We start from the raw sequence: 26,836 nt of genomic DNA, 5'->3' as shown, positions 1-26,836 counted from the left end.
TTACAGATAATGGCTATCGAGATCAAAGCCCCCTCTTTCCCGGAATCCGTTGCCGACGGCACCATTTCCAAGTGGCACAAGCAACCGGGCGAAGCGGTAAAACGTGACGAGCTGCTGGTCGATATCGAGACTGACAAGGTTGTCCTTGAAGTCCTGGCCGAAGCCGACGGCGTGCTGGCATCGATCGTGAAAGGCGAGGGCGACACCGTCCTGTCCAACGAGCTGATTGCAACCCTGGATGCCGGCGCCAGCGCTTCGGCCGCTCCGGCTGCCGCTGCTGCCCCGGCCGCAGCGCCGGCTCAGGCCGCCGTTGCACCTGCGGCAGGTGATGAAGATTCCATCGCCGCGCCTGCTGCCCGCAAGCTGGCCGAGGAAAACGGCATCAACCTGGCAAGCGTCAAAGGCACCGGCAAAGACGGTCGCATCACCAAGGAAGACGTGGTCGCCGCTGTCGAGGCCAAGAAGTCGGCACCGGCCGCAGCGCCTGCTGCCAAGCCTGCTGCTGCGGCCGCCGCACCGGTGTTCGCTGCCGGCGACCGCACCGAGAAGCGCGTGCCGATGACCCGCGTACGCGCCACCGTTGCCAAGCGTCTGGTCGAAGCCCAGTCGAACATGGCGATGCTTACCACGTTCAACGAAGTCGACATGACCGAAGTCATGGCTCTGCGTTCGAAGTACAAGGACCTGTTCGAGAAGTCCCACAACGGCGTGCGCCTGGGCTTCATGTCGTTCTTCGTCAAGGCCGCCACCGAGGCGCTCAAGCGCTTCCCGGCCGTCAACGCGTCGATCGACGGCTCGGACATCGTCTACCACGGTTATGCAGACGTCGGCGTTGCCGTGTCCAGCGACCGCGGCCTGGTGGTACCGGTCCTGCGTAACGCCGAGCACATGAGCCTGGCGGAAATCGAAGGCGGCATCGCTACCTTCGGCAAGAAGGCCCGTGACGGCAAGCTGTCCATCGATGAAATGACCGGTGGCACCTTCACGATCACCAACGGTGGTACTTTCGGTTCGATGATGTCCACGCCGATCGTCAACCCGCCGCAAGCGGCGATTCTGGGCATGCACAACATTCTGCAACGCCCGATGGCTATCAATGGTCAGGTCGTCATTCGTCCGATGATGTATCTTGCGCTCTCCTACGACCACCGTTTGATCGATGGCAAGGAAGCAGTGACGTTCCTCGTTACCATCAAGAACCTGCTGGAAGACCCGGCTCGTTTGCTGCTCGATATTTGATGAGGCAGCCACAAGCTGCAAGCCGCATGCTTCAAGTCAAAAGCGGGGCGGCGTGCAGCTTGGGTCTGTAGGTAGCATCTAATGAAAGGGTTGCAGGCCGATGGGGTGGAAAACCACTGGTCGGCTTGCAGCTTGCAGCTTGAAGCTCGCAGCTAAAAGGAATCTTTTTTTATGTCCCAGAAATTCGACGTGGTAGTGATTGGCGCGGGCCCTGGCGGCTATGTTGCCGCCATCAAGGCTGCGCAACTTGGTCTCAAGACTGCCTGCATCGAGAAATATCAGGACAAGGAGGGCAAGCTGGCCCTGGGCGGTACCTGCCTGAACGTGGGTTGCATTCCTTCCAAGGCGCTGCTCGACAGCTCCTGGAAATTCTACGAAGCCAAGAACGGCTTCGGCGTGCACGGCATTTCCACCTCCGAAGTGTCCATCGACGTGCCGGCCATGGTCGGTCGCAAGTCCACCATCGTCAAAGGCCTGACCGGCGGCGTTGCCAGCCTGTTCAAGGCCAACGGAGTGACCACCCTGCAGGGCCACGGCAAGCTGCTGGCCGGCAAGAAGGTCGAGCTGACCGCTGCCGATGGCACCGTTGAAATCATCGAAGCCGACCATGTGATCCTGGCTTCCGGCTCGCGTCCGATCGACATTCCGCCGGCTCCGGTCGACCAGAATGTCATCGTCGACTCCACCGGCGCCCTGGAATTCCAGAAGGTCCCGCAGCGTCTGGGCGTGATCGGCGCCGGCGTCATCGGCCTGGAACTGGGTTCGGTATGGGCTCGCCTGGGTGCCCAGGTCACCGTTCTGGAAGCGCTGGACAAGTTCCTGCCGGCGGCCGACGAAGCGGTTTCCAAGGAAGCCCTGAAAACCTTCACCAAGCAGGGCCTGGACATCAAGCTGGGCGCCCGTGTGACCGGTTCCAAGGTCAACGGCGATGAAGTTGAAGTCACCTACACCGACTCGGTCGGCGAGCAGAAGATCACCTTCGATCGCCTGATCGTCGCGGTAGGTCGTCGTCCGGTGACCACCGACCTGCTGGCCGCCGACAGCGGCGTCGACCTGGATGAGCGCGGCTTCATCTACGTCGACGACTACTGCACTACCAGCGTCCCCGGCGTATACGCCATCGGTGACGTGGTTCGTGGTCTGATGCTGGCGCACAAGGCGTCGGAAGAAGGCATCATGGTTGTGGAGCGCATCAAGGGCCACAAGGCTCAGATGAACTACAACCTGATCCCATCTGTCATCTACACGCACCCGGAAATCGCCTGGGTCGGCAAGACCGAGCAGACGCTGAAAAGCGAAGGCGTTGAAGTCAACGTCGGTACTTTCCCGTTTGCCGCCAGCGGCCGTGCCATGGCTGCCAACGACACCGGTGGTTTCGTCAAGGTCATCGCCGATGCCAAGACCGACCGCGTACTGGGTGTTCACGTGATTGGCCCGAGCGCTGCCGAACTGGTTCAGCAGGGCGCGATTGCCATGGAATTCGGCACCAGCGCGGAAGACATCGGCATGATGGTCTTCTCGCACCCGACGTTGTCCGAGGCGCTGCACGAAGCGGCCCTGGCAGTGAATGGCGGCGCCATCCACATCCAGAACCGCAAGAAACGCTGAGAAGATAAGAAAAAAACCACGGCGGGGTGCCCGTCGTGAGCCTTGCAAGCAAGACTCACCGCGGAATTTCCGCCGGACTCGACCTCTCGGAAGGTCCGCAGCCGGCTCAGGCCAGTTCACGGACCGACCGGAAGTAGCGGTCACAGGTGGTGCGGCACGCCAGACGTGCAGCACCGAATGCGCAGTACCTAAACGAAGACGGTAATAAGCATGAATCTTCACGAATATCAGGGTAAGCAGCTGTTCGCTGAGTACGGCCTGCCAGTATCCAAAGGCTACGCAGTAGACACTCCGGAAGCGGCAGCAGAAGCTTGCGACAAGATTGGCGGAACCGAGTGGGTCGTCAAAGCCCAGGTTCACGCCGGTGGTCGTGGTAAAGCGGGCGGCGTGAAGCTGGTTCGCAGCAAGGAAGACGCAGCAGCGTTCGCCCAGCAGTGGCTGGGCAAGCGTCTAGTGACCTACCAGACTGACGCCAATGGTCAGCCGGTCACCAAGATCCTGGTCGAGTCGTGCACCGACATCGCCAAAGAGCTGTATCTGGGCGCTGTAGTCGATCGCTCCAGCCGTCGTATCGTGTTCATGGCTTCCACCGAAGGTGGCGTGGACATCGAGAAAATTGCCCACGACACTCCCGAGAAGATTCTCAAGGCTACTATCGATCCACTGGTCGGCGCTCAGCCGTTCCAGGGTCGCGAGCTGGCTTTCCAGCTGGGCCTCAAGGGTGACCAGATCAAGCAGTTCACCAACATCTTCGTTGGCCTGGCCAAGCTGTTCCAGGACTACGACCTGGCGCTGCTGGAAGTGAACCCGCTGGTCATCAAGGCAGACGGCAACTTGCACTGCCTGGACGCCAAGATCAACATCGACAGCAACGCTGTCTACCGTCAGCCAAAGCTGAAGGCATTCCACGATCCTTCGCAGGACGATCCACGCGAAGCTCACGCTGCCAAGTTCGAACTGAACTACGTCGCGCTGGAAGGCAACATCGGCTGCATGGTCAACGGTGCCGGCCTGGCCATGGGTACCATGGACATCGTCAACCTGCATGGCGGCAAGCCAGCCAACTTCCTTGACGTGGGCGGCGGCGCGACCAAAGAGCGCGTGACCGAAGCCTTCAAGATCATCCTGTCCGACAGCAATGTTGCCGCAGTACTGGTCAACATCTTCGGCGGCATCGTTCGTTGCGACATGATTGCCGAAGGCATCATCGGTGCAGTGAAGGAAGTGGGCGTTAAAATCCCGGTAGTTGTTCGCCTTGAAGGCAACAACGCTGAACTGGGCGCTAAAGTACTGGCAGAAAGCGGCTTGAACATCATCGCGGCTACCAGCCTGACCGACGCTGCTCAACAAGTTGTCAAAGCTGCGGAGGGCAAGTAATGAGCGTTCTGATCAATAAAGACACCAAGGTTATCTGCCAGGGTTTCACTGGTTCTCAGGGTACCTTCCACTCCGAACAAGCCATTGCCTACGGCACCAAGATGGTTGGCGGCGTGACGCCAGGCAAAGGTGGCACCACTCACCTGAACCTGCCGGTTTTCAACACGGTGAAAGAAGCCGTTGAGGCCACCGGCGCCGACGCTTCGGTCATCTACGTTCCAGCTCCGTTCTGCAAGGACTCCATCCTTGAAGCGGCACTGGGCGGCATCAAGCTGATCGTGTGCATCACCGAAGGCATCCCGACCATCGACATGCTCGAAGCCAAGGTCAAGTGCGACGAACTGGGTGTTACCCTGATCGGCCCTAACTGCCCAGGCGTGATCACTCCGGGCGAGTGCAAGATCGGCATCATGCCAGGTCACATCCACTTGCCAGGCAAGGTCGGTATCGTGTCGCGTTCCGGCACCCTGACCTATGAAGCGGTCAAGCAGACCACTGACGCCGGTTTCGGTCAGTCCACCTGCGTCGGTATCGGTGGTGACCCGATTCCGGGCTCCAACTTCATCGACATCCTGAAGCTGTTCCAGGAAGACCCGAAGACCGAAGCGATCGTCATGATCGGTGAGATCGGCGGTTCGGCCGAAGAAGAAGCGGCTGCCTACATCAAGGCGCACGTGACCAAGCCGGTTGTTTCCTATATCGCGGGTGTGACTGCTCCTCCGGGCAAGCGCATGGGCCATGCGGGCGCAATCATCTCCGGCGGCAAGGGCACAGCGGACGAGAAGTTCGCAGCCCTGCAGGACGCAGGTGTGAAAACCGTGCGTTCGCTGGCTGATATCGGCAAGGCACTGTCCGAGCTGACCGGTTGGCCGAGCAAGTAAGCATCGCTTACTGATCGAGCAACCAGCAAAGGCCACCTTCGGGTGGCCTTTGTCGTTTCCGGGGATTGCTGTTTGTGGAAGCCAGACTCGGTGGGAGCGGACTTGTCCGCGAAGATGGCGGTGTAGACGATGAAAATATTGCGACTATACCGTTCGCGGACCAGTCCGCTCCCACAGGTCTGCTCCTTCATGCATGTTTCAGGTGCGCGTCGTCGCGCCGTCGCCCCTTGCTAGTGCGTTTTTCCCTGGTTTTGGGTAGGCTAGCGACCCTTTGGCGCGGTCCGAGGCCCACAAGGTTTCGTAGCGCTGCTGCCGGCCCTATGAAGGCAGGCGCATTTTTCCCTAACTCGCGGGAACACCTCCCTTCTTTAAATTCTGATTTGGCAGTGGTTTTCCTAGATGAAAGTGTTGAAAGGCCAGGACATCCTGGCGCTTGGTTTCATGACGTTTGCCCTGTTCGTCGGGGCCGGTAACATCATTTTCCCGCCCATGGTCGGTCTTGAGGCCGGTCCCAATGTCTGGATTGCCGCACTGGGCTTCCTGGTTACCGCGGTCGGCCTGCCGGTCATCACGGTCATCGCGCTGGCCAAGGTCGGTGGGGCGATGGACAGCCTGAGCAGCCCGATCGGCAAGCTGGCCGGCGGCATCCTGGCTGCCGTCTGCTACCTGGCGGTCGGCCCGCTGTTCGCCACCCCACGCACCGCGACGGTGTCCTTTGAAGTGGGCCTGGCGCCGCTGACCGGGGAAAGCCCGATGGCGCTGTTCCTGTACAGCCTGGTCTACTTTCTGGTGGTGTTCTGGGTGTCGCTGTATCCCGGTCGTCTGTTGGACACCGTTGGCCGCTTCCTCGCGCCGCTCAAGATCATCGCCCTGGCAATCCTGGGCATCGCGGCCTTCGCGCTGCCGGTGGGTGATGTGGGTCCGGCTCAGCCCGCTTATGTCGCAGCGCCGTTTTCCCAAGGCTTCATCAACGGCTACCTGACCATGGATACCCTGGGCGCGCTGGTGTTCGGGATCGTCATCGTCAATGCCATCCGCTCACGGGGCGTTGAATCACCGAAACTGATCACCCGGTACGCGATCATTGCCGGGCTGATTGCCGGTGTCGGTCTGGCGCTGGTCTACATCAGCCTGTTCCGCCTGGGTTCGGACAGCCACGCCGTGGCCGCCGGTGCACAGAACGGCGCCGCCGTCCTGCACGCCTACGTGCAGCACACCTTCGGTTCGATGGGCAGTGGTTTCCTGGCAGTGCTGATTTCCCTGGCCTGTCTGGTCACGGCCGTCGGCCTGACCTGTGCCTGCGCCGAGTATTTCAGCCGCGTGGTGCCGCTGTCCTACAAGACCCTGGTGATCCTCCTTGCGGTGTTCTCGCTACTGGTCTCCAACCTGGGCCTGACCAAGCTGATTGCGTTCTCGATCCCGGTCCTGACCGCCATCTACCCGCCGTGCATCGTGCTGGTCGGTCTGAGCTTCTGCAAAGAGTTGTGGAACAGCCAGGGCAGGGTGGTTGCGCCGGTCATGCTGGTGGCGCTGATTTTCGGTCTGATCGATGCGCTCAAGGGCGCAGGCCTGGGCGAGCAACTGCCGGCGCTGCTGGTTGACATGCCGTTGAGTGAGCAGGGACTGGCGTGGCTGGTGCCGGCTGTGGCGACCCTGGTGGTTGCCGTGGCGGTCGACCGGATCATGGGCGAACGCAAAGAAGCGCTGGCATAACTTCGAAGTGTAAACCGGTCATAACACCGTTTAGTGGCAGTTAAATACCGGTCGCTGAAACTAATAAAGCCCGCTCAAGAGCGGGCTTTATTATGTGTCTGCTAACCGGCGAACTATTACTTGCTTGGTGTGGCTTCCGGCGCCGGAGCAGGAGCCTGGTTGTTGCTTTCGGTGGCGCGCTGTTGCGCAGCTTCTGCGTTTTTCTGGGCCGCTTCCTGGCTTTCCTTGGCCGCGTCGTTCACTTTTTCCTGAGCCTTCTCCATCGACTCTTGGGACTGTTGAGCCGCTTTGTTGGCGTCTTGCTGGGTGTCTTCGGACTTCTTGTCACAGGCGGCAAGGCCCAGGGTGGCAGAAAGCATCAAGGCATAGGCTAAAGATTTACGCATGGGGTACTTCTCCTTATTAAAGTCGCTACGAGGCTAAGAGCCTTGGGTCACAAGTTAAGTTCCAGACCATCCCGAGATAATCCTTTGCCGGTTGCTTGCCGCAGGCGCCGAATCTAAAACAGCGCAGTTCAAGGCGCGGCTTGAACGCAATGGTCTGATACCTGTGTGCAACACTTGTCTTTTATTCCGGATGTGGCGTGACACGCCGAGTCGGGATCGTCAATCGCAACGGCCCTCTTGAAATCCTGTACCCAGCCCCCAACTTGATGACTACCCGCCGCCATTGAGGCGCATGCCTTGCCATGGCGGCTTATGCCATCCAGATCGGAGTTTGATGACCATGAGTGTGGAAACTCAAAAGGAAACCCTGGGCTTCCAGACCGAGGTAAAGCAGCTGCTGCACCTCATGATCCATTCGCTGTATTCCAACAAGGAAATTTTCCTTCGTGAATTGATCTCGAACGCGTCCGACGCGGTCGACAAACTGCGCTTCGAAGCGTTGTCCAGGCCGGAGTTGCTGGAAGGCGGCGCCGAACTGAAGATCCGTGTCAGTTTCGACAAGAACGCCAAGACCGTCACTCTCGAAGACAACGGCATCGGCATGAGCCGTGACGATGTGGTCACCCATCTGGGTACCATCGCCAAATCCGGCACTGCCGACTTCATGAAGAACCTGTCCGGCGACCAGAAGAAGGACTCGCACCTGATCGGTCAGTTCGGCGTCGGTTTCTACTCGGCGTTCATCGTGGCCAAACAGGTTGAAGTCTTCAGCCGCCGTGCGGGCCTGGCGGCCAGCGAAGGCGTGCACTGGACCTCTCTGGGCGAGGGCGAATTCGAAGTCGCCACCCTGGAAAAGGCCGAGCGCGGCACGCGTATCGTCCTGCACCTGAAAGACGGCGAGGAGGAGTTCGCCGACGGTTACCGCCTGCGCAACATCATCAAGAAGTATTCCGACCACATCGCCCTGCCGATCGAGCTGCCCAAAGAACAGGCCGCCGTCGAAGGCGAAGAAGCGCCGGCGCTGGAATGGGAAACCGTCAACCGCGCCAGCGCGCTGTGGACCCGTTCCCGTTCCGACGTCAAGGACGAGGAATATCAGGAGTTCTACAAGCACGTCGCCCATGACTTCGAGAACCCGCTGAGCTGGAGCCACAACAAGGTCGAAGGCAAGCTGGAATACACCTCGTTGCTGTACGTGCCGGCCCGTGCGCCGTTCGATCTGTACCAGCGCGAAGCGCCGCGCGGCCTGAAGCTGTACGTGCAGCGCGTGTTCGTCATGGATCAGGCCGAGTCGTTCCTGCCGCTGTACATGCGCTTCATCAAGGGCGTGGTCGACTCCAACGACCTGTCGCTGAACGTGTCCCGCGAAATCCTGCAGAAAGACCCGATCATCGACTCGATGAAGTCGGCACTGACCAAGCGCGTGCTGGACATGCTGGAAAAACTGGCCAAGAACGAACCCGAGCAATACAAGGGCTTCTGGAAGAACTTCGGCCAGGTGCTCAAGGAAGGCCCGGCGGAAGATTTCGCCAACAAGGAAAAGATCGCAGGTCTGCTGCGCTTTGCCTCCACCTCCGATGAAACCGGCGAGCAGAGCGTTTCGCTGGCCGATTATCTGGCGCGCGCCAAAGAAGGTCAGGACAAGATCTACTACCTGACCGGCGAATCCTACGCGCAGGTCAAGAACAGCCCGCACCTGGAAGTCTTCCGCAAGAAAGGCATCGAAGTGCTGCTGCTCACCGATCGCATCGACGAGTGGCTGATGAGCTACCTCAGCGATTTCGATGGCAAGGGTTTTGTCGACGTCGCTCGCGGCGACCTGGACCTGGGCAAGCTGGATTCCGAAGAGGACAAGAAGGCCCAGGAAGAGATCGCCAAGGACAAGGAGGGCTTGATCGAGCGCCTCAAGACCGCTCTGGGTGAGTCCGTCAGTGAAGTGCGGGTCTCCCACCGCCTGACCGACTCTCCAGCGATTCTGGCGATCGGCGAGCAGGACCTGGGTCTGCAGATGCGCCAGATTCTCGAAGCCAGCGGCCAGAAGGTTCCCGATTCCAAGCCGATCTTCGAGTTCAACCCGGCTCACCCGCTGATCGGCAAGCTCGATGCGGAGCAGAGTGAAGAGCGCTTCGGCGATCTGTCGCATATCCTGTTCGATCAGGCGGCACTGGCCGCCGGCGACAGCCTCAAGGACCCGGCCGCTTATGTCCGTCGTCTGAACAAGCTGTTGGTGGAACTGTCGGTTTGATGACGGTTTGACAGAAAACCCGCTTCGGCGGGTTTTCTCGTTTTGAGATTCGTCTTTCCCTCTTCCCAACATCAGGAGTCAGCAATGAGCACGATTACTGTCCGTTCCGTGGTTTACCAGATCGATGGTCAGCCTTATGAAAGCCGTCTGGTCTACGACGCCGATGCAGCCACGCCACAGCCCGGCCTGTTGATGGCGCCCAACTGGATGGGCGTCAGTCAGGGCGCGGAAACCATCGCCAGGGCCGTGGCCGAGCAAGGCTATGTGGTGCTGTTGGCCGACTTGTACGGTCAGACCTTGCGCCCGGGCAACAACGATGAAGCGGGCGCCGCGATGACGCCGCTCAAGAACGACCGGGCGTTGCTGCGCAAGCGCATGCAGGCCGGCCTGGACCAGCTGTTGAGTCAGGCGGGTGTTTCCCTGGATGCCAGTCGCATCGCCACCTTCGGTTTCTGTTTCGGTGGCTGCTGCGCGCTGGAACTGGCGCGCACCGGCGCCGAGCTGAAAGCGGCCATCTCGTTCCACGGCACGCTGGATACTCCCAACCCTGCCGATGCCAACAACATCAAGGGCGCGGTACTGGTCCTGCACGGCGCGTCAGACCCGTTGGTGCCCAAGGAACAGCTTCCGGCCTTCGAAGACGAAATGAATGCCGCAGGCGTGGACTGGCAGCTGCACAGCTACGGCGGTGCGTTCCACTCGTTCACCGACCCGCACGCCAATGTGCCGGGCATGATGATGTACGACGCCAAGGTCGCCAGACGCGCATTCAAGTCGATGCATGACCTGCTGGACGAAGTGTTCGCGTAACTCGGTAGCACCGGCGGCAGCGTAGGAGCGGCTTCAGCCGCGAAGAGGCCGGTACAGGCCAAGCATTTGTTTCGCACCTGATGAAGCCTTCGCGGCTAAAGCCGCTCCTACAAATATCCGCGCTCAGGGGAGTTCGATTCGTCCCGTCTCTCCGGGCACCGTTGGCCAGTCGCCTGCGGCCCAGCGCTCACGGGCCGCGGTGATCAGCGCTTGGTCACTGGCCACAAAATTCCAGTTCATCCTTCGCGGGCCATCCAGCGGGGCGCCACCGATCAGTACGGCATGGCATTCGCTTTCAGCGCACAGGTTCACCGCCTGGCCAGGCTCCAGAATCACCAGGGTCTGCACTTCGACCGGCTCTCCATCCAGCGACACATCGCCGTCGATCACGTACAGCGCGCGTTCCTGATGCTCGGTCGGGATCAGCAGCGTCGTGGCCGTCTCCATGTGCAGCTCGGCGTACAGCGTCGCTGACAGCACCGGAACCGGTGAAGTCAGGTCGAAGCCGCTGCCGGCGATCATGCGCATGGCAATGCCCATGGAATCCCGGACGGGAAGGGTCTCTGCGGGGTGATGGCTGTAATGTCCGTCGCCTTGCTCGTGCTCCACGGGCGAGGCCAGCCAGACTTGCAGGCCGTGCAGCCGCGAGCCACCGGCCAGCAGAGGCGTCGGCGTACGTTCGACATGGGCGATGGCTCGCCCGGCGGTCATCCAGCTGACCTCGCCGGGGCGCACCAGCTGGTCGCTGCCCAGGCTGTCCTTGTGGTGGAGCTGGCCTTCGAACAAGTACGTGAGGGTCGACAGTCCGATATGCGGATGCTGGCGAATGTTCATTCCGCTGCCTGGCGGGTAAGGGTTCTCCAGCATGTGATCGAAAAACACGAAAGGCCCGACACTGCGACAGCGAGCAGAAGGCAACGGGCGCAGGATGGGCTGGCCTTCCACATCCTCGGCGCGGGGTTTTATCGTGAGCATCACATGGGTCTCCAGATATGCGCCTACAAAACAGCTCGGCGTATTCCATAAAAAAGGCGCCTCGAAAGGCGCCTTCTCAGTACAGCAGATGCGAATTACTGGCCCTGCCAGCGCTTGAGCACCAGCGTTGCGTTGGTACCGCCAAAACCGAAACTGTTGCTCATGACCTGATCGATCTTGGCGTCTTCAATGGTCTTGAGCTGGATCGGCATGTCGGCGACAACCGGGTCCAGTTCGTCGATGTTGGCGGAGCCGGCGATGAAATTGTTTTCCATCATCAGCAAGCAGTAGATCGCTTCGTGAACGCCGGCGGCGCCCAGGGAGTGACCCGACAGGCTCTTGGTGGAGCTGATGGCCGGTGCGTTGTCGCCGAACACAGCGCGCACACCTTCCATTTCCTTGGCATCGCCGACCGGAGTCGAGGTGCCGTGGGTGTTGAGGTAGTCGATCGGGCCTTCAACGGTGGACAGCGCCATCTGCATGCAGCGGATGGCACCTTCGCCGCTTGGCGCGACCATGTCGTAACCGTCGGAGGTGGCACCGTAGCCAACGATTTCGGCGTAGATCTTGGCGCCACGGGCCAGAGCGTGTTCCAGCTCTTCGACCACGACCATGCCGCCACCGCCGGCAATGACGAAACCGTCACGCTTGGCGTCGTAGGCGCGGGAAGCCTTCTCCGGCGTTTCGTTGTACTGGGTCGACAGGGCGCCCATGGCGTCGAACAGGAACGACTGGCTCCAGTGTTCTTCTTCACCACCGCCGGCGAAGACGATGTCCTGCTTGCCCAGCTGGATCTGCTCGACGGCGTTGCCGATGCAGTGGGCGCTGGTGGCGCAGGCCGAAGAGATGGAGTAGTTCACGCCCTTGATCTTGAACGGCGTCGCCAGGCAAGCCGAAACGGTGCTGCCCATGGTGCGGGTGACACGGTACGGGCCGACACGCTTGACGCCTTTCTCGCGCAGGGTATCCAGCGCTTCCATCTGGTTCAGGGTCGAAGCGCCGCCGCTGCCGGCGATCAGGCCGGTGCGCACGTTGGAAACCTGCTCGTCGGTCAGGCCGGAATCGGCGATCGCGTCCTTCATGGCCAGGTAGGCATAAGCTGCCGCATGGCCGACGAAGCGGAAAATCTTGCGGTCGATCAGTTCTTCGAGGTTGAGGTCGATGGAGCCGGAAACCTGGCTACGCAGACCCATTTCGGCATATTCCGGGTTGAAGCGGATGCCAGGGCGGTTAGCACGCAGGTTGGCGGTGACGGTGTCTTTGTCATTGCCCAAGCAGGAAACAATACCCAGACCAGTGATAACGACGCGGCGCATGCGAGTACCCTTAGAAATTTTCAGTGGAAGTGAACAGGCCGACACGCAATCCTTCGGCGCTGTAGATTTCGCGACCATCGACGCTCACGGTGCCTTCGGCGATTGCCAGGACCAGTTTGCCGCGCATGGTGCGCTTGATTTGAATGTTATAGGTGACTTTCTTGGCGGTCGGCAGGACCTGGCCAAAGAATTTCACTTCACCTGAACCCAGGGCGCGGCCGCGGCCGGGATTGCCCTGCCAGCCCAGGTAGAAACCCACCAGTTGCCACATGGCATCCAGGCCCAGACAGCCAGGCATCACCGGGTCACCTTCGAAGTGACAGGCGAAGAACCACAGGTCCGGGTTGATATCCAGTTCGGCGACCAATTCACCCTTGCCGTACTTGCCGCCTTCTTCGCTGATGTAGGTAATGCGGTCGACCATCAGCATGTTGGGGGCGGGCAGTTGCGCGTTACCTGGGCCGAACAGCTCGCCACGACTGCAGCGCAGCAGGTCTTCCCGGGTAAAGGCGTGTTGTTTGGTCATGCGAGCTCCTCAATGATCTTGTGCGGCAGGTTGGGGCGCCACTGGCCCAAACGCCAGTCCTGGCGGACTAATTCGCCAGTACATGCCTGGCAGCCTACTCATAGACTGTTGCGTTGTAATGAAAGTCACAGCGCGGAGGAAAATGAATGCACACCTGTGCACTGAAATCCTGCATTCGAACGGCCGCGCTGGCTGATTCGTGGGTAAAGACTGCCGCAATTTAGCATTTATCGCCAGTCGCAGGTGTCCGAAAGGCTAACCAGCGCTGTAAAACCTGCTGCAAATCAGCGTGTTTGAACGGCTTTGCCAGGTAGTCGTCCATGCCCGCCTGTAAACAGGCGTCGCGGTCGCCCTGCAAGACATTAGCGGTAAGGGCGATGATCGGCAGGGTTTCCAGGCCGGGAATCTGCCTGATCTGACGGGTGGCTTGATAACCGTCCATGACCGGCAGTCGGCAATCCATCAGAATCAACGCGTGATGGCCGTCGCGGGCCATGTCGACGGCCTGTTCGCCGTTGACCGCCACCTCCACCCGGCAACCCAGGCTGTGCAGCATGGCCTGGACCACGGTGCGGTTGACCGAGTTGTCTTCCACCAGCAGCACGGTGAACGGCCCGTCCTCCTGCAGTACGTCGAGCTTGGGACGGTGGGCATCGACCCGGGATGCCGGGGACACGGCCAGCGGCACTTGCAGAGTGAAGGTCGAGCCGGCGTGTTCCTCGCTCTGCGCCTGCAGGCTGCCGCCCATCCGTTCGGCCAGGGTGCGGGCGATGGGCAGGCCCAGTCCGGTCCCGCCGTATCGACGGGAGATGGAGCTGTCGGCCTGCTTGAAAGCGTCGAACATCGACTCCAGTCGGTCGGCCTGGATCCCGATCCCCGTGTCGCGCACGGTGCAGGTGAAACGCAGGACATCCGGTCCGTCCATGACCCAGCTCAGGGCCACGCGCACACTGCCGGCCTCGGTGAACTTCAAGGCGTTGCCGATCAGATTGACCAGGATCTGGCGGATGCGGGTCGGGTCACCCAGCACGCTCATGTTTTCAAGGCCCGGATCGATCCACAGGTTCAACTGCAACCCGCGTTGTGCCGCGCTGGGGTTGAATGCATGGACCGAGGCGGTGACCAGTTCCGCCAGGTTGAATTCGATGCCTTCCATTTGCAGGGCGTCGCGTTCGATGCGGGAGAAATCGAGGATGTCGTTGATGACCCGCAACAAATGCTCGGTCGACTCGGTGGCCAGTGCCGCGTATTCGGCCTGTTCGTCGGTCATGCGAGTGGTTTCCATCAGCTGCAGCATGCCCAGTACGCCATTCATGGGGGTGCGCAGTTCATGGCTCATCATCGCCAGGAAATCGGATTTGGCACGGTTGGCCTGTTCGGCTTCTTCGCGGGTCTGGATCAGCTGCGCCATGGAACGTTGTTGTTCCAGGCTGGCCTTGTCGAGATTGGCGGCCAGGTTGTTGATGTGCCGCGCAAGCGCACCCAGTTCGGCATCGTCACTGACCGGCAGCGGCGTGGAGTAGTCACCCTGTTGCATGGCCTTGAGGGTTTCGCCCATGTCGCTGATCGGCTGCGCCAGTCGCATGGCCAGGCGCCGGGCGAACACGAACGTGAAGGCCAGGGCGCACAGCGCAAGAATGCCGGCCTTGAGCAGGATTTCCTGCTGGCGACGGCTGAACGCCTCGCTGGACATGCCCACCAGCACCCGACCCATGTAGTGCTCGGGGGCCGGCACCGGTTCGGGGCTGCGGCTGCTGGCGGCGCTGCGCAACATGCCCGCATGCGGCGCGTGAATCGGCGCCTGGAAAATTTCCATCTGGCGCGACTGATGCTCGTTCTGGGCCGGCTGCTCGATATACACCAGCACGTTGTTGGCGCTGTCCTGGATTTCTACGTAACGCACGTTGGGCATCGACAGGGTGGCGCGCATCAGGCCGGTGAGCGCATCCATGTCGCCCAGCACCACGCCAGGCTCGGAGGCCGGGGCCAGCTGGTTGGCGATCAGTTGCCCTGTGTGGTTGAGCTCCTGGCGCAGATCCTGAATGCGCACGAACGTGAAAAAGCCGATCAGCAATACCGTCAGCAACAGGGCAGGGCCCAGGCTGATGATCTGGGTGCGGGTGTGAATGTCCCAGTTGCGTGGGGTCATCGGCAGCTTTCCCGGAGGCGTTGACCAAGATAAGAGTGATGGATGAGGAGGTGATCGATCATTACTGGCGTGCCTGCGCTTTCGGGGTTCTGTTCATGACATCCTGACCATCGACAAGGCAGCGCAAAGGGGCGGATCGTCACGAAGATTCAAGCTGGTCGGCGCATGTTAACCGAGATGTGCCGGTTTGCCAGTGAAGTTGTCGGCGGCCCGCGCGGCCCTGGATGAGGCTGGCGATGACGTTAAGCGCTGGCCGATGCCGTGGCGCTCCGTATAATGCCGCCATCGCCAGATGAATGGCCCCGGATGGATGGCTTTATGACCACACAGCAACCTGTTGCGGTTCTCGGTGGCGGCAGCTTCGGCACTGCCATCGCCAACCTGTTGGCCTGCAATGGCCGTCAGGTACGCCAGTGGATGCGCGACCCCGAACAGGCCGAGGCGATCCGCGTCAATCGCGAGAATCCTCGCTACCTCAAAGGTATCAAGGTGCGTCCGGAAGTCGAACCGGTCACCGACCTGTTCGCCACCCTGGACAGTTGCGAGCTGATTTTCGTCGCCTTGCCGTCCAGCGCCTTGCGTTCGGTGTTGTCACCCCATGTCGAGCGTCTGGATGGCAAGATGCTGGTCAGCCTGACCAAGGGCATCGAAGCCCAGACCTTCAAGCTGATGAGCCAGATCCTCGAAGAAATCGTGCCCAAGGCGCGCATCGGCGTGCTGTCGGGGCCGAACCTGGCCCGCGAGATCGCCGAGGACGCGTTGACCGCCACCGTGGTGGCCAGCGAGGACGAAGCTTTGTGTCGTGAAGTCCAGGCCGCCTTGCATGGTCGTACGTTCCGCGTTTACGCCAGTGCCGACCGCTTCGGCGTCGAGCTCGGCGGGGCGCTGAAAAACGTCTACGCCATCATTGCCGGCATGGCGGTGGCGCTGGGCATGGGGGAAAACACCAAGAGCATGCTGATCACCCGGGCGCTGGCGGAAATGACCCGCTTCGCCGTCAGCCTCGGCGCCAATCCCATGACCTTTCTGGGGCTGGCCGGGGTCGGCGACCTGATCGTGACCTGTTCCTCACCCAAGAGCCGCAATTATCAGGTCGGGCACGCGCTGGGACAGGGCTTGACCCTGGACGAGGCGGTGACCCGACTGGGTGAAGTGGCCGAAGGCGTGAATACCCTCAAGGTGCTCAAGGTCAAGGCGCAGGAGAGCCAGGTCTATATGCCGTTGGTCGCGGGGCTGCATGCAATCCTTTTTGAAGGCCGTACGCTCAATCAGGTGATCGAGGCATTGATGCGCGCCGAACCCAAGACGGACGTCGACTTCATTTCGACCACCGGTTTCAATTGAATTCAAACGTGTCAGGGAGAAGGTCTTGAACGAATCGAAGATCCAGAACAACGAATCGATCCTGCTGCGCATCCTGTGGATGCTGGTATTCCTGGTGGTCTGGCAAGTGGCGGAGCTGGTCCTGGCGGGTGTAGTGCTGATCCAGCTGGTCTATCGGCTGGTCTACGGCGCGCCGAACCTGAGCCTGATGAACCTGGGCGACAGTCTGAGCCAGTTTCTGGCCCAGATCGGCCGCTTCGGTACCTTTCACAGCGACCAGAAACCCTGGCCGTTCGCCGACTGGCCGACGCCACGCGCACCTGAAGGCGAAATCGCCCATTACGTCGAGCCCGCAGCGCATCCGGTGCGCGATGAAGAGCCAAAGTTGTGAAAGTCTGGATCCTGCGCCACGGTGAAGCGCATGCCAAGGCGCCCAGCGACGCCGCCCGCGAGCTGACCGCTCGTGGGCGCGAAGACGTGCTCAAAAGCGCCGGACATCTGGTGGGCCAGCCGCTGCAACGGATCATCGCCAGCCCCTATGTGCGCGCCAGGCAAACCGCTGAACAGGTGCATCAGGCGCTGAATTTCCAGCAGCCGATCGTCAGTGCGCCCTGGCTGACACCCGACAGCGATCCGCGCAAGGTGCTGGCCGAACTGGACGCCCTGGGCGTCGAGCAGGTGCTGCTGGTCAGCCACCAGCCTCTGGTCGGTGCGCTGGTGGGGTTGCTGGCCCACGGCAGCTATCAACAGGCCGAACCGATGAGCACCGCCAGCCTGGCCGAGCTGGAAGGCGAGTTCGTGCTGGCCGGTGGGATGGAGCTGGTGAGCATGCATCACGTCTGATCGCTCACCGCTGCCACGGACAGTCGGTGTCTGGAACACGTTTCTGATAAACCGCCCTCACGAAAAAGGAATGGATATGACTGTGTGGATGACACCCCCTGACATCGGCGCCCTGACAGCGGCGCTGAAAAACACCATTGGTGAAGCACTGGATATCCGCTTCGAGTCCTGCACCGACGATTCGCTGACCGCCAGCATGACGGTAGATCACCGAACCCATCAGCCGTTCGGCCTGCTGCACGGCGGTGCGTCGGTGGTCCTGGCCGAAACCCTGGGCTCCATGGCCAGCTATCTGGTGGTGGATTCAAACAAGTTTTTCTGCGTCGGCATCGAAGTCAACGCCAACCACCTTCGCGGAGTGAAAACCGGACGAGTCACTGGCGTAGTGCGCCCGGTGCATCTGGGGCGCACGACCCACGTCTGGGATATCCGGATCAGCAACGAGGACGGCAAGCCGACCTGCATTTCCCGGCTGACCGTTGCGGTGGTGCCCCACGGCGAACAACCGCCTGCACGCTAGGCCGTTTGGGATCGCGGCAGCTTTCTGCAGGAGCGAGCTTGCTCGCGAAGAGGCCGGTAAAGTCGCAGCTTATTAATCCGCCGGAAAATTGCCTTCGCGAGCAAGCTCGCTACTACGGGTTCGGCGCAGGTTTGTGGGAGCGGGCTTGGCAGGCTGGCGCGAGTGCCGCCCTCGATGGCAATTCCAGTCGTTGCCGCAAACGCACTGGCTACGCACAATCGCGACTTATCTGGCCTCTGAGTGTGTCGGCATGCCGCAACAAGTCTTCTTCGCTCACGCCAACGGGTTTCCGTCGGCCACCTACGGCAAGTTGTTCGCTGCGCTGGCGCCGGAGTACGGCGTCGCCCACCTTGAACAGCACGCCCATGACCCGCGTTTTCCGGTGGATGATAACTGGCTGAATCTGGTCGACGAGCTCATTCACCATCTGCGTGAACAGCCGGGGCCGGTCTGGGGTGTCGGTCATTCCCTGGGCGGGCTGCTGCATTTCCATGCCGCGTTGCGCTGCCCGGAACTGTATCGGGGCGTGGTGATGCTCGACTCGCCGGTGCTGGGCCTGGTCGATCAACTGTTCATCCGCGCCGCCAAGCGTTGGGGGTTCATTGACCGGATCACGCCTGCCGGTCGCACACTGGGGCGCCGCGAGGCGTTCGCCGACCTGCAAGCCGCACGCGCTTATTTCTCCGGGAAATCGCTGTTCCGCCGCTTCGATCCCGAGTGTTTCGATGCGTATCTGCAGCACGGCCTGCGGGCCGATGGCGAGCAACTGCGCCTGCGTTTCGACCCGGCGACCGAGATCAGCATCTACCGCAGCGTTCCCCATACCAGTCCCATACCAACCCGTCAGCTGAAAGTGCCGCTGGCCATGGTCCGCGGCCGGCACAGCCGGGTGGTTTTGCCGCATCATGGTTACCTGGTCAAGCGCCTGCGCGACGGCGAGTACCTGTCGATGCCCGGCGGTCACATGTTTCCCCTCGAACACCCGGACGACACGGCCCGCATGCTGAAAAAACTGTTCACCCGCTGGGATGCCCGGCAGATCGCACGAGGGGCGCCATGAGCCATCCTGTCGAAGAAGTGCGTCTGGACCTGGGCCATATCGAACTGGCCGCGCATCTGTTCGGCCCCGAAGACGGCGAGCCGGTGATTGCCCTGCATGGCTGGCTGGACAATGCCAACAGCTTCGCGCTGCTGGCGCCGCGGCTGCACGGGCTGCGCATCGTCGCACTGGACCTGGCCGGCCACGGTCACTCCGACCATCGTCCGGCAGGCGCCGGGTACGCCCTGGCCGATTACGTGTTCGATGTCCTGCAGGTAGCCGAACAACTGGGCTGGTCGCGATTCTCCCTGTTGGGGCATTCGCTGGGAGCGATTATCTCGGTCATCCTGGCCGGTTCGCTGCCTGAGCGGGTCAAGCGCCTGGCGCTGATCGACGGGCTGGTGCCGCTCACCGGCGAGGCGCAGTCGGCCGCGGAACGCATGGGCATGGCGATGCAGGCGCAGTTGGCCCTGGCCGCCAAGAAAAAACCGGTGTACGAGGATCAGGAGCGCGCCGTCCGGGCGCGGATGAAGGGCGCGCTGGCGGTCAGCCGGGAGGCGGCCGAGCTGCTGGCCCAGCGTGGGCTGATGCCGGTGCCGGGCGGTTACACCTGGCGCAGCGACAGCCGGCTGACCTTGCCGTCGGCGGTGCGCTTCACGCAACAACAGGCGATGGCGTTCGTCGAGCGTATCGACTGTCCCACGCAGCTGGTCATTGCCCAGGATGGCCTGTTGACCCGAAACGCCGACGTGCTGGCGGGCCTGCCGTTCAACGTCCGCACGCTGCCCGGCGGCCATCATCTGCATCTGGACGACCTTGCCGGAGCCAGCGCTGTTGCAGACTGTTTCAATCGCTTCTTCGCTGCTTCTTGACTTGAGGCCGGCAACTGCCGAGGCTGGGCGGGTTGAAACAGGAGTCAACCATGATGGACCTATCCGCTACCTTGCGTCGTCGTCACATTGGCGAACCTGCCGCTTCCTTTCACCCGTTTATCTGTCAGTGAGAGCACCCATGCGTTCAACCTGTGCTCCGCTGCTTGCCTTGTGCCTTTCCCTCACCAGTGCCGCCGTCCTGGCCGCCGATGTGTCGGGCAGCCAGGACCTGGACATCCTGCCGCGGGTCACCGACTCGCAGATCGTCGATTACCGTCCGGGCGCCGAGGTGGAGCGCGTCTATCCAATGAGCTCGATCCGCAAGATCAGCAACCAGTTGCGCTTCGACGGTCAGGTGTCCGCCCGAGGCAACCTGACCACGATCACCTACCAGTTGCCTGTCGAGCACAGTTCCGACGATGCCTTCACCGCCGCGCGCGAAGCATTGCAGAAGCAGGGCGCCGAGCTGTTGTTCTGGTGCCAGGCCCGCGATTGCGGCGAGAGCAGCCTGTGGGCCAATGAAGTCTTCACCAATTCCCGGCTCTACGGTGCCGACGACCGCCAGGCTTATCTGTTGCTGCGCCTGGCCGAACCCAGGAGCGAGACCCTGGTCGCGCTGTATGCCATCACTCGCGGCAACCGCCGGGCCTACCTGCATGTCGAGCAATTCGAGTCCGCCGCTCCGCTGGGCGAGTTGCTGCCGACATCGGCCACCTTGTTGCGCCAGCTCAAGAGCACCGGGCGTCTCGATCTGCCCAGGCTCGGCGGCGAGCCTCAGGAGCAATGGGTGACGCTGCTGTCGCGCGGCCTGAATCTGGACAGCACGTTGCGCGCCACGTTGTCTGGTGCCACCGCCCAAGCCTGGCGTGAAGCGCTGGTCGCCAAAGGTGTGCGCGCTGCAAGGCTGGAGGCCGGAAGCGGCGAGGCCAAGGGCTTGCTGGTCGAGCTGATCCGCTGATCACCACTGGCGACAAACCCGGTGAACGCTGACGTTGGGCGCGTTCACCGTTATGCTCTGTGCTCCCGACTCTTGCGCAGTGAAATTCCATGTTCAATAACGATCGACTCCTGGTGCAGATCCTCCTGCTGGCGCTGTTCGGGGCTTGCCTGTGGGTGATGGCGCCGTTCTGGTCGGCGCTGGTCTGGGGAGCGGTGCTGGCGTTCGCCAGCTGGCCGCTGATGCGTCTGCTGACTCGCTGGTTCAAGGGCCGCGAATCCCTGGCGGCGCTGGTCATGAGCCTGGGCTGGCTGGTCCTGGTCGCCGCGCCGCTGGTGTGGCTGGGCTTCAACTTGGCCGATCATGTGCGCGATGCCATCGCGTTTATCCGTGATGTGCAGGTCGATGGCCTGCCTGATCCGCCGGGCTGGCTGGGTGGCCTGCCGCTGGTGGGTGAGCGGCTGCTGGGCATCTGGAACACCATTGACCAGCAGGGCGCGGCCTTCATGAGCACCGTGCGGCCGTACCTGGGCGAAGTCGGCAACTGGCTGCTGGCCCGCAGCGCGCAGATCGGCAGCGGCATTCTGGAGCTGACTCTGAGTATTGTCTTCGCGTTCTTCTTCTACCGCGACGGCCCGCGCCTGGCGGCGTTCGTGCTGAGCTTGCTGGAGCGTCTGATCGGTGACCGCGCCCAGTATTATCTGGATCTGGTGGCCGGCACCGTGCAGCGGGTGGTCAACGGCGTGATCGGTACGGCGGCCGCCCAAGCAGTGCTGGCCCTGATCGGATTCCTGATTGCCGGCATTCCCGGCGCGCTGGTGCTGGGCATCCTGACATTCGTGTTCAGCCTGATTCCCATGGGACCGCCGCTGGTCTGGCTGCCGGCCACTGCGTGGCTGGTCTGGCAGAGCGAATATGGCATGGCGTTGTTCCTGGGTATCTGGGGCATGTTCGTGATCAGTGGCGTGGACAACGTGCTCAAGCCTTACCTGATCAGTCGCGGCGGCAATCTGCCGCTGGTGATCGTGCTGTTGGGGGTGTTCGGCGGGCTGTTGGCGTTCGGCTTCATCGGGCTGTTCATCGGCCCGACGCTGCTGGCGGTCGCGTATAGCCTGCTGATCGACTGGGTGAACAGTGAGCGGGCGCGCACGCCGAAATGATCACCGACCCCGCCGCGCGACCCGGGTCGACGGCGGGGACGTGATCAGGCAGCGGTGTCGAGGTATTTGCCAAGCGGCTTGCTGCCGTCGGTGTCGTAACGCTCGCTCAGCGCCGCGACCATGCGGCTCAGGGCCTGGGCGGCAATCGGTTTGGTCTGGCTCTGCTCGCTTTGCTGCGGCTGCAGGCTGGCAGTCAGCTCTTCGAGGCTGACGGTGCCGTCTTCGTTGGTGTCCAGCGCGTCGAACACTTCCGTGCCGCTGGCATTGCTGTTCGCGTTGCTGAGGCCGGTGGTCAGCTCTTCGCTGCTGATCGCGCCATCGCCGTCGCCGTCCAGCGAGGACAACAGGCTTTCGGCCAGATCGGTGGCCGATTGCATCGGTGGCGGTGGCGGCGGCGTCAATGCGGCCAGCTCTTGGGCATCGAGGCTGTCATCGTCGTCACTGTCCAGGTCGCTGAACGCCTGGCTGAGGCTGACGGTGACACCGTCCTTGCTGTCCGAAGACAGGGCCGAACTCAGCTCGTCCTTGCTGATGGCGCCATCACCATCGGTGTCGAGCCTGGCCAGCAGTTCTTCCTGGAATTTGTTGCTGACGGCGCCTGACGTTGCGCTGCTCGAACCTGTGTAGCTCGACACACTGCTGCTGATACCACTGATCATTGAACTCACTCCCCTGCGATGGATGTTGCCGGAAAAGGTGTGCCGGCTTGTGCAGCCTCAAGGGGACATTTGTCGTGGGGTTGTGTGCTTTGTAACGCCGGTGATACCGGTTACAGGCGCGGCAGGTCGAGAATTGCGGTCAGGCCACCACCGGGCGTCTGCGCCAGATGCAGTTCGCCGCCCATGCGCCGTGCGGCTTCCCGTGCGATGGTCATGCCCATGCCGACACCGCCGGAATTGCGGTTGCGCGAGCTTTCCAGGCGGTAGAAGGGCTCGAAGATGGTTTCGTGGAACTGCGGGGCGATGCCGGGACCGTGGTCGATGACCGAAATTCGTACCCGCTCGGGGCTGTCCTCCAGGGTGATAAGCGCGCTGCCGGCGTAGCGCAGCGCATTGTCGATCAGATTATGCAGGCTGGAGCGCAGCGCCATCGGCTGGGTCTTGAGCGGTTTGCACTGGCCTTCGCACTGCACGTCGTCGCCGTTGTCCTGGGCGTTCTCGGCCAGGGACTCGATCAACGCTTGCAGGTCCAGCTGCTGAAGTTCTTCGCTTTTGCGGTGCTCGTTCAAGTAGGTCAGGGTCGCATCGAGCATGCCGATCATGTCGTTGAGGTCCTGGGTCATCTGATCGTGCAGACGCGGCTCGTCGATCTGCTCGACGCGCAGCTTGAGGCGCGACAGCGGGGTGCGCAGGTCGTGGGAAACCGCCGCCAGCAGCCGCGCGCGTTGCTGCATCTGCTCGCGGATATTCTGCTGCATGAGGTTGAAGGTCAGCGCGGCCTGGCGGGCTTCCCGTGGGCCGGTGATTTCCAGCGGCGGGTTGTCCAGGTTCTCACTCAAGCGTTCAGCCGCTTCGCTCAGGCGCTGGATAGGGCGACTCAGTGCCTTGGCGCCGTACCAGGCAGCGACCACCAGAGTGATCAGTTGAAAGAACAGCGATACCGCCGGGCCGAACCATGGGCCAGGGCGCGGTGGGCGAGGGTGTTGGCCCTGATCGTGGGACTGCGCCGAATGTTCCGCCTTGGGCGCAGGCGGCATCGGCGGCGGACCGTACTGGGTGAACCAGATGAATGCCAACAGATGGCCCAGCAAAATGGCCAGCAATGCACCGCCGAACAGGCGGGCAAACAGGGTGTCGGCGGAACGGATCAAGCCAGCTCCCTGGCGTCGAACAGGTAGCCTTCACCGCGCACGGTCTTGATCAGTTGCGGGTTCTTGGGATCGTCGCCCAGCTTCTGGCGCAGGCGCGAGACCAGCAAGTCGATACTGCGGTCGAACGCCTCGATGGAGCGCCCGCGGGCGGCGTCCAGCAGTTGTTCGCGGCTGAGCACCCGATGCGGACGTTCCAGAAATACCCGCAGCAGGCGGAACTCGGCGTTGGACAATGGCACCACCAGGCCATCGGCGGCGACCAGTTGGCGCAGCACGCTGTTCAGGCGCCAGGCGTCGAAACGGATCATGGTCCGGGGCTCGCTGCGGTCGTCGCGCACCCGGCGCAGTACGGTCTGAATCCGCGCCACCAGCTCGCGAGGCTCGAACGGCTTGGCCATGTAGTCGTCGGCGCCCAGCTCCAGACCGATGATGCGGTCGGTGGGTTCACAACGTGCGGTGAGCATCAGGATCGGGATGTCCGAGGTGCTGCGCAGCCAGCGGCACAAGGACAGTCCGTCCTCGCCCGGCAGCATGAGGTCCAGCACCACCACGTCGAACGCTTCCTCGCTCAGGGCCTGGCGCATCTGCGCGCCATCGGTCACCCCTGTGGCGCGGATATTGAAGCGCGTCAGGTAATCGCAAAGCAGCTCGCGAATGGCCAGATCGTCGTCGACGATCAGGGCGCGGGTGTTCCAGCGCTGCTCTGTCGAAGGGCCTTCGGGATTGTTGATGGGGGATGCTTGCATGATGCGACCGCCTGGTGATGCCGCCATCACTGGCCGCTATTGAAGATCAACGCTCCGGGCATGCTACTTCGCCGGGAGGCGCGGCGGAAGGGTGGCTTGGCCGATTGTCGCGGACATGTCGTCAATGTATCGAGACCGATACAAAGCGGCCGCTCCGGTGCCGGGCGCGGACTGTTCGCGCTCGCTACCTAGCATTTCTAGCAGTATTCGGAGCCGTGGCAGCGGCGTTTAATGATCTTCGCATGGATGCACAATTGCAGCGCCGCCGGTCTGGATGCTGCGCAGGGTCACGCTCACAAGGAGAACGCGTTGATGACCGCACCTAAACCCACGCCTACCGCCGAGCAGGCGCGGCGGGCTGATCGACAAAGACGGCTTGAATTCGCCCGGCAGAATGACCCGACTCTGGACCCGCCCGAAGGAGAAGGCGTGCTGGGACCGATTCCCGGGGATCCGAAATACCGCTGGCCCAAGTCGTTATGGGGGCAAGCGCTGACGATGAGAGTGCCGGCCAGTCAGGCGCTCACTGCTGGAGACCAATTGCTATTTCTGCTCGACGCTGACGTGCTGGAACAAAGAACGCTGGTGGATCCTCAGAACAATCCAGCTGAGCGGGAGTACGCCATCGGTGCGGACGTCATTCAAGAGGAACGGGAGTACTTGCTCACCTATCGGCATGTCAACCTGACGGGGAATACAGATTACTCGCACGCGTTGCCTCTCTACGTCGATCACACCCCGCCGAACGATAATCTGGTCGGTGATGCGCCCGGGCTGCCCCAGGAAATCATCAACAACGGTCTGACTCTCGCTTATCTCGACACGCATCCGACGGTGGACATCACGGTACCGCGCTCCAGCGACATCCTTGCCGGTGATCAGCTTCGGGTGTACTGGGGGCCTGTGGGCAGCAACCCGAGACAGGATCCGAGTGTTCCGGTCGCAACCAGGACGCTCACTGAAGCCGAAGCCGCGCCGGGGGCTCCGGATCCGGTGGTAGGTATCTCTTCGGATACCATCAAGACCCTGCAGGATGGGCAGATCGCGATTGTCTACCGCTATGTCGACCGTACCGGCAATCTTGGCCAGCCTTCGCAATGGACGGAAATATTCGTCGACCTCGATCTGTTGCCGGCGAAGCTACCGGCGCCCGAGGTGCCGCTGGCGAGCGACGGCCTGATCGACCGGGCTGACGCACGGGAGGGTGTGTATGTAGTGATTCCCGCTCCCGGATACGAGAACCAGCAGCCGACGAAAGACAAGATCGAGGTGGTCTGGGAAGGCGTATCGGTGCCGCCGGTGGGCATCTCCACATTTCCCATGGAGATTTTCGTGGACTGGCCCACCTTGTCCGCAGGCGGCGCGGTGACCAAGCGTACCTTCAAGGTGAGCTACAACGTGGTGCGCGGGCCCGCGCGGACGCCTTCGGCGCAAATCGATATCACGGTGGACTTCACGGTGGCCGGTATCGACCCGCCACCGGACCCTGATCCCACCGGCCCGGATCCTGTCAACGACCTGTTGCCGCTGGTGGTCGTCAAGAGTCGTGAAGTCCCGCCCGTGGACAACGTGCTGGGGCCGGCCGATAAGGGGCGGGACGCCACAGCAGAGATACCGTCCAACCCGGTGATTGCTACCCAGAAGCTGCGCTTGTACTGGGGCGCGCTCACCCCCTTTGTTGATGAAGTCGAGATCACTACCGAGCAGCCGAGCGACCCGATCACGTTCACGATTCCCTGGGCAAAGATCCAGGAGGGTGGCTACGACGAGAAACTGCCGGTTTATTACAGTACCTGGAATGGCGTGAACGAACAGGAATCCAGGCGCACCGAGGTCGATGTGCGAATCGTCGACATGATCGGGCTCAAGGACGTGGAGTTCCCGGATCGATGGATGGAAAGCACGCTCCCGTATCCTGTCATCAATTGCTGTTCACTGCCGTGGGAAGGCATTCGGGTTCAGATAGTCGGCGATCCGGCCAATTACCAAAGCGGTGATACCTTGACTGTCAGCTGGATGGCCTACGAAGACATGGAATCCACTGTTCCGATTCCAGGCACTGAATATGAGTTCGCCCCCGTTACCCTCGATGACGACACTGTCGCTAATGGTTTTCTGGTCACAGTCCCTTATGAAGATCACATCGAGCCGGTGATCACCTTTGGCGGTGCCCGGGTAACTTGCGTGCTGGAGAAGGCCTCCGGACAGACAGGCAACCATGTGACCAGGCTCATTGTGTCTCGGGTTCTGGGTGCCGGGCTTTGTACCCCGGAGTTTCCTGGTGTTTGCTGATGCCTGGCTAATCACGGCGGTCATCAGTCGCAGGTATCGAATAGAGCGTGTGGGGCCACGCTCTTTTGA

Annotated in this window: 24 protein-coding genes; 16 read left to right on the top strand and 8 right to left on the bottom strand. The window is 61.8% G+C overall.

Annotated elements, in window-relative coordinates:
* The first annotated feature begins 9 nt into the window (after window positions 1-9).
* From odhB to brnQ, 5 genes are all read left to right on the top strand, one after another.
* Window positions 10-1,239, top strand: a complete 1,230-nt coding sequence (gene odhB / locus EGJ27_RS10935; RefSeq protein ID WP_125830763.1) for a 2-oxoglutarate dehydrogenase complex dihydrolipoyllysine-residue succinyltransferase — start codon at window positions 10-12, stop codon at window positions 1,237-1,239.
* 171 nt (window positions 1,240-1,410) lie between these two features.
* Window positions 1,411-2,847, top strand: a complete 1,437-nt coding sequence (lpdA, locus tag EGJ27_RS10930) for a dihydrolipoyl dehydrogenase (RefSeq protein ID WP_125830762.1) — start codon at window positions 1,411-1,413, stop codon at window positions 2,845-2,847.
* 210 nt (window positions 2,848-3,057) lie between these two features.
* Window positions 3,058-4,224 (top strand): ADP-forming succinate--CoA ligase subunit beta, encoded by a 1,167-nt coding sequence (sucC, locus tag EGJ27_RS10925; protein ID WP_125830761.1) that lies wholly within the window; start codon window positions 3,058-3,060, stop codon window positions 4,222-4,224.
* Complete coding sequence (gene sucD / locus EGJ27_RS10920) at window positions 4,224-5,105, top strand: succinate--CoA ligase subunit alpha (protein ID WP_125830760.1); 882 nt, start codon at window positions 4,224-4,226, stop codon at window positions 5,103-5,105. Before sucC ends, sucD begins: the two co-directional genes overlap by 1 nt.
* Before the next feature lie 399 nt (window positions 5,106-5,504).
* Window positions 5,505-6,818, top strand: a complete 1,314-nt coding sequence (gene brnQ, locus EGJ27_RS10915) for a branched-chain amino acid transport system II carrier protein (protein WP_125830759.1) — start codon at window positions 5,505-5,507, stop codon at window positions 6,816-6,818.
* Window positions 6,819-6,934: 116 nt separating this feature from the next.
* Here brnQ and EGJ27_RS10910 read toward each other — a convergent pair whose 3' ends face one another.
* The gene (locus tag EGJ27_RS10910; protein WP_125830758.1) at window positions 6,935-7,204 is read right to left on the bottom strand and encodes a hypothetical protein; all 270 of its coding nucleotides are present in this window, start codon (window positions 7,202-7,204) and stop codon (window positions 6,935-6,937) included.
* 340 nt (window positions 7,205-7,544) lie between these two features.
* Here EGJ27_RS10910 and htpG point away from each other — a divergent pair, with 340 nt between their 5' ends.
* A complete protein-coding gene (htpG, locus tag EGJ27_RS10905; RefSeq protein WP_125830757.1) occupies window positions 7,545-9,449 on the top strand; it encodes a molecular chaperone HtpG in 1,905 nt (634 codons plus the stop codon).
* A gap of 84 nt (window positions 9,450-9,533) precedes the next feature.
* Entirely contained in the window at window positions 9,534-10,259 is a 726-nt protein-coding gene (locus EGJ27_RS10900) for a dienelactone hydrolase family protein (protein WP_125830756.1), read from the top strand.
* A 123-nt stretch (window positions 10,260-10,382) separates the two neighbouring features.
* Here the strand turns inward: EGJ27_RS10900 and EGJ27_RS10895 are convergent, their stop codons facing one another.
* The 4 genes from EGJ27_RS10895 to EGJ27_RS10880 all read right to left on the bottom strand — a co-directional run bounded on the left by EGJ27_RS10895 (window position 10,383) and on the right by EGJ27_RS10880 (window position 15,225).
* The gene (locus EGJ27_RS10895) at window positions 10,383-11,234 is read right to left on the bottom strand and encodes a pirin family protein (RefSeq protein ID WP_125830755.1); all 852 of its coding nucleotides are present in this window, start codon (window positions 11,232-11,234) and stop codon (window positions 10,383-10,385) included.
* A 95-nt stretch (window positions 11,235-11,329) separates the two neighbouring features.
* Window positions 11,330-12,550 (bottom strand): beta-ketoacyl-ACP synthase I, encoded by a 1,221-nt coding sequence (gene fabB, locus EGJ27_RS10890; protein WP_125830754.1) that lies wholly within the window; start codon window positions 12,548-12,550, stop codon window positions 11,330-11,332.
* Between the two features lie 10 nt (window positions 12,551-12,560).
* Window positions 12,561-13,076 (bottom strand): 3-hydroxyacyl-[acyl-carrier-protein] dehydratase FabA, encoded by a 516-nt coding sequence (fabA, locus tag EGJ27_RS10885; protein ID WP_125830753.1) that lies wholly within the window; start codon window positions 13,074-13,076, stop codon window positions 12,561-12,563.
* A 220-nt stretch (window positions 13,077-13,296) separates the two neighbouring features.
* Entirely contained in the window at window positions 13,297-15,225 is a 1,929-nt protein-coding gene (locus EGJ27_RS10880; protein ID WP_125830752.1) for an ATP-binding protein, read from the bottom strand.
* 318 nt (window positions 15,226-15,543) lie between these two features.
* On the opposite strand from EGJ27_RS10880, the gene EGJ27_RS10875 reads away from it, so the two are divergent.
* From EGJ27_RS10875 to EGJ27_RS10840, 8 genes are all read left to right on the top strand, one after another.
* Complete coding sequence (locus EGJ27_RS10875) at window positions 15,544-16,569, top strand: NAD(P)H-dependent glycerol-3-phosphate dehydrogenase (protein WP_125830751.1); 1,026 nt, start codon at window positions 15,544-15,546, stop codon at window positions 16,567-16,569.
* Window positions 16,570-16,594: 25 nt separating this feature from the next.
* Window positions 16,595-16,939, top strand: coding sequence for a DUF4389 domain-containing protein (locus tag EGJ27_RS10870; protein ID WP_125830750.1), 345 nt, complete (start codon window positions 16,595-16,597; stop codon window positions 16,937-16,939).
* Complete coding sequence (sixA, locus tag EGJ27_RS10865; RefSeq protein ID WP_125830749.1) at window positions 16,936-17,391, top strand: phosphohistidine phosphatase SixA; 456 nt, start codon at window positions 16,936-16,938, stop codon at window positions 17,389-17,391. The genes EGJ27_RS10870 and sixA overlap by 4 nt, the downstream gene beginning before the upstream one ends.
* 76 nt (window positions 17,392-17,467) lie before the next feature.
* Entirely contained in the window at window positions 17,468-17,911 is a 444-nt protein-coding gene (locus EGJ27_RS10860) for a hotdog fold thioesterase (protein WP_125830748.1), read from the top strand.
* A 250-nt stretch (window positions 17,912-18,161) separates the two neighbouring features.
* Entirely contained in the window at window positions 18,162-18,971 is an 810-nt protein-coding gene (locus tag EGJ27_RS10855; protein ID WP_125830747.1) for an alpha/beta fold hydrolase, read from the top strand.
* Window positions 18,968-19,822, top strand: a complete 855-nt coding sequence (locus EGJ27_RS10850) for an alpha/beta hydrolase (RefSeq protein ID WP_125830746.1) — start codon at window positions 18,968-18,970, stop codon at window positions 19,820-19,822. The genes EGJ27_RS10855 and EGJ27_RS10850 overlap by 4 nt, the downstream gene beginning before the upstream one ends.
* Before the next feature lie 139 nt (window positions 19,823-19,961).
* Window positions 19,962-20,780: a DUF4892 domain-containing protein gene (locus EGJ27_RS10845; protein ID WP_125830745.1), complete on the top strand. Its 819-nt coding sequence runs from the start codon at window positions 19,962-19,964 to the stop codon at window positions 20,778-20,780.
* An 89-nt stretch (window positions 20,781-20,869) separates the two neighbouring features.
* Complete coding sequence (locus EGJ27_RS10840) at window positions 20,870-21,919, top strand: AI-2E family transporter (RefSeq protein ID WP_125830744.1); 1,050 nt, start codon at window positions 20,870-20,872, stop codon at window positions 21,917-21,919.
* Between the two features lie 44 nt (window positions 21,920-21,963).
* Here EGJ27_RS10840 and xopAW read toward each other — a convergent pair whose 3' ends face one another.
* From xopAW to EGJ27_RS10825, 3 genes are all read right to left on the bottom strand, one after another.
* Window positions 21,964-22,578, bottom strand: coding sequence for a XopAW family type III secretion system calcium-binding effector (xopAW, locus tag EGJ27_RS10835; RefSeq protein ID WP_125830743.1), 615 nt, complete (start codon window positions 22,576-22,578; stop codon window positions 21,964-21,966).
* Between the two features lie 110 nt (window positions 22,579-22,688).
* Window positions 22,689-23,729, bottom strand: a complete 1,041-nt coding sequence (locus EGJ27_RS10830) for a cell wall metabolism sensor histidine kinase WalK (protein ID WP_125830742.1) — start codon at window positions 23,727-23,729, stop codon at window positions 22,689-22,691.
* The gene (locus EGJ27_RS10825; RefSeq protein ID WP_125830741.1) at window positions 23,726-24,475 is read right to left on the bottom strand and encodes a response regulator; all 750 of its coding nucleotides are present in this window, start codon (window positions 24,473-24,475) and stop codon (window positions 23,726-23,728) included. Before EGJ27_RS10825 ends, EGJ27_RS10830 begins: the two co-directional genes overlap by 4 nt.
* 312 nt (window positions 24,476-24,787) lie before the next feature.
* On the opposite strand from EGJ27_RS10825, the gene EGJ27_RS10820 reads away from it, so the two are divergent.
* On the top strand, window positions 24,788-26,767 hold the full coding sequence (locus EGJ27_RS10820; RefSeq protein WP_125830740.1) for a hypothetical protein: 1,980 nt from the start codon (window positions 24,788-24,790) through the stop codon (window positions 26,765-26,767).
* Window positions 26,768-26,836: the final 69 nt, after the last annotated feature.

Origin of the sequence: Pseudomonas sp. v388 (genome assembly GCF_003935425.1) — a bacterium.
Lineage (GTDB): Bacteria > Pseudomonadota > Gammaproteobacteria > Pseudomonadales > Pseudomonadaceae > Aquipseudomonas.
The sequence above is the reverse complement of the archived record's forward strand: the minus strand, read 5'-3'. Positions and strand labels throughout refer to the sequence as shown.

What these genes read in the sequence shown, in the direction of transcription:
- EGJ27_RS10875 (WP_125830751.1), top strand. Translation starts at nt 15,544, where the DNA reads ATGACCACACAGCAACCTGTTGCGGTTCTCGGTGGCGGCAGCTTCGGC.
- EGJ27_RS10855 (WP_125830747.1), top strand. Translation starts at nt 18,162, where the DNA reads ATGCCGCAACAAGTCTTCTTCGCTCACGCCAACGGGTTTCCGTCGGCC.
- sucC (WP_125830761.1), top strand. Translation starts at nt 3,058, where the DNA reads ATGAATCTTCACGAATATCAGGGTAAGCAGCTGTTCGCTGAGTACGGC.
- EGJ27_RS10840 (WP_125830744.1), top strand. Translation starts at nt 20,870, where the DNA reads ATGTTCAATAACGATCGACTCCTGGTGCAGATCCTCCTGCTGGCGCTG.
- EGJ27_RS10910 (WP_125830758.1), bottom strand. Translation starts at nt 7,204, where the DNA reads ATGCGTAAATCTTTAGCCTATGCCTTGATGCTTTCTGCCACCCTGGGC.
- sucD (WP_125830760.1), top strand. Translation starts at nt 4,224, where the DNA reads ATGAGCGTTCTGATCAATAAAGACACCAAGGTTATCTGCCAGGGTTTC.
- htpG (WP_125830757.1), top strand. Translation starts at nt 7,545, where the DNA reads ATGAGTGTGGAAACTCAAAAGGAAACCCTGGGCTTCCAGACCGAGGTA.
- EGJ27_RS10895 (WP_125830755.1), bottom strand. Translation starts at nt 11,234, where the DNA reads ATGCTCACGATAAAACCCCGCGCCGAGGATGTGGAAGGCCAGCCCATC.
- lpdA (WP_125830762.1), top strand. Translation starts at nt 1,411, where the DNA reads ATGTCCCAGAAATTCGACGTGGTAGTGATTGGCGCGGGCCCTGGCGGC.
- EGJ27_RS10900 (WP_125830756.1), top strand. Translation starts at nt 9,534, where the DNA reads ATGAGCACGATTACTGTCCGTTCCGTGGTTTACCAGATCGATGGTCAG.
- EGJ27_RS10845 (WP_125830745.1), top strand. Translation starts at nt 19,962, where the DNA reads ATGCGTTCAACCTGTGCTCCGCTGCTTGCCTTGTGCCTTTCCCTCACC.
- EGJ27_RS10820 (WP_125830740.1), top strand. Translation starts at nt 24,788, where the DNA reads ATGACCGCACCTAAACCCACGCCTACCGCCGAGCAGGCGCGGCGGGCT.
- fabB (WP_125830754.1), bottom strand. Translation starts at nt 12,550, where the DNA reads ATGCGCCGCGTCGTTATCACTGGTCTGGGTATTGTTTCCTGCTTGGGC.
- xopAW (WP_125830743.1), bottom strand. Translation starts at nt 22,578, where the DNA reads ATGATCAGTGGTATCAGCAGCAGTGTGTCGAGCTACACAGGTTCGAGC.
- odhB (WP_125830763.1), top strand. Translation starts at nt 10, where the DNA reads ATGGCTATCGAGATCAAAGCCCCCTCTTTCCCGGAATCCGTTGCCGAC.
- EGJ27_RS10860 (WP_125830748.1), top strand. Translation starts at nt 17,468, where the DNA reads ATGACTGTGTGGATGACACCCCCTGACATCGGCGCCCTGACAGCGGCG.
- fabA (WP_125830753.1), bottom strand. Translation starts at nt 13,076, where the DNA reads ATGACCAAACAACACGCCTTTACCCGGGAAGACCTGCTGCGCTGCAGT.
- EGJ27_RS10880 (WP_125830752.1), bottom strand. Translation starts at nt 15,225, where the DNA reads ATGACCCCACGCAACTGGGACATTCACACCCGCACCCAGATCATCAGC.
- EGJ27_RS10850 (WP_125830746.1), top strand. Translation starts at nt 18,968, where the DNA reads ATGAGCCATCCTGTCGAAGAAGTGCGTCTGGACCTGGGCCATATCGAA.
- brnQ (WP_125830759.1), top strand. Translation starts at nt 5,505, where the DNA reads ATGAAAGTGTTGAAAGGCCAGGACATCCTGGCGCTTGGTTTCATGACG.
- EGJ27_RS10825 (WP_125830741.1), bottom strand. Translation starts at nt 24,475, where the DNA reads ATGCAAGCATCCCCCATCAACAATCCCGAAGGCCCTTCGACAGAGCAG.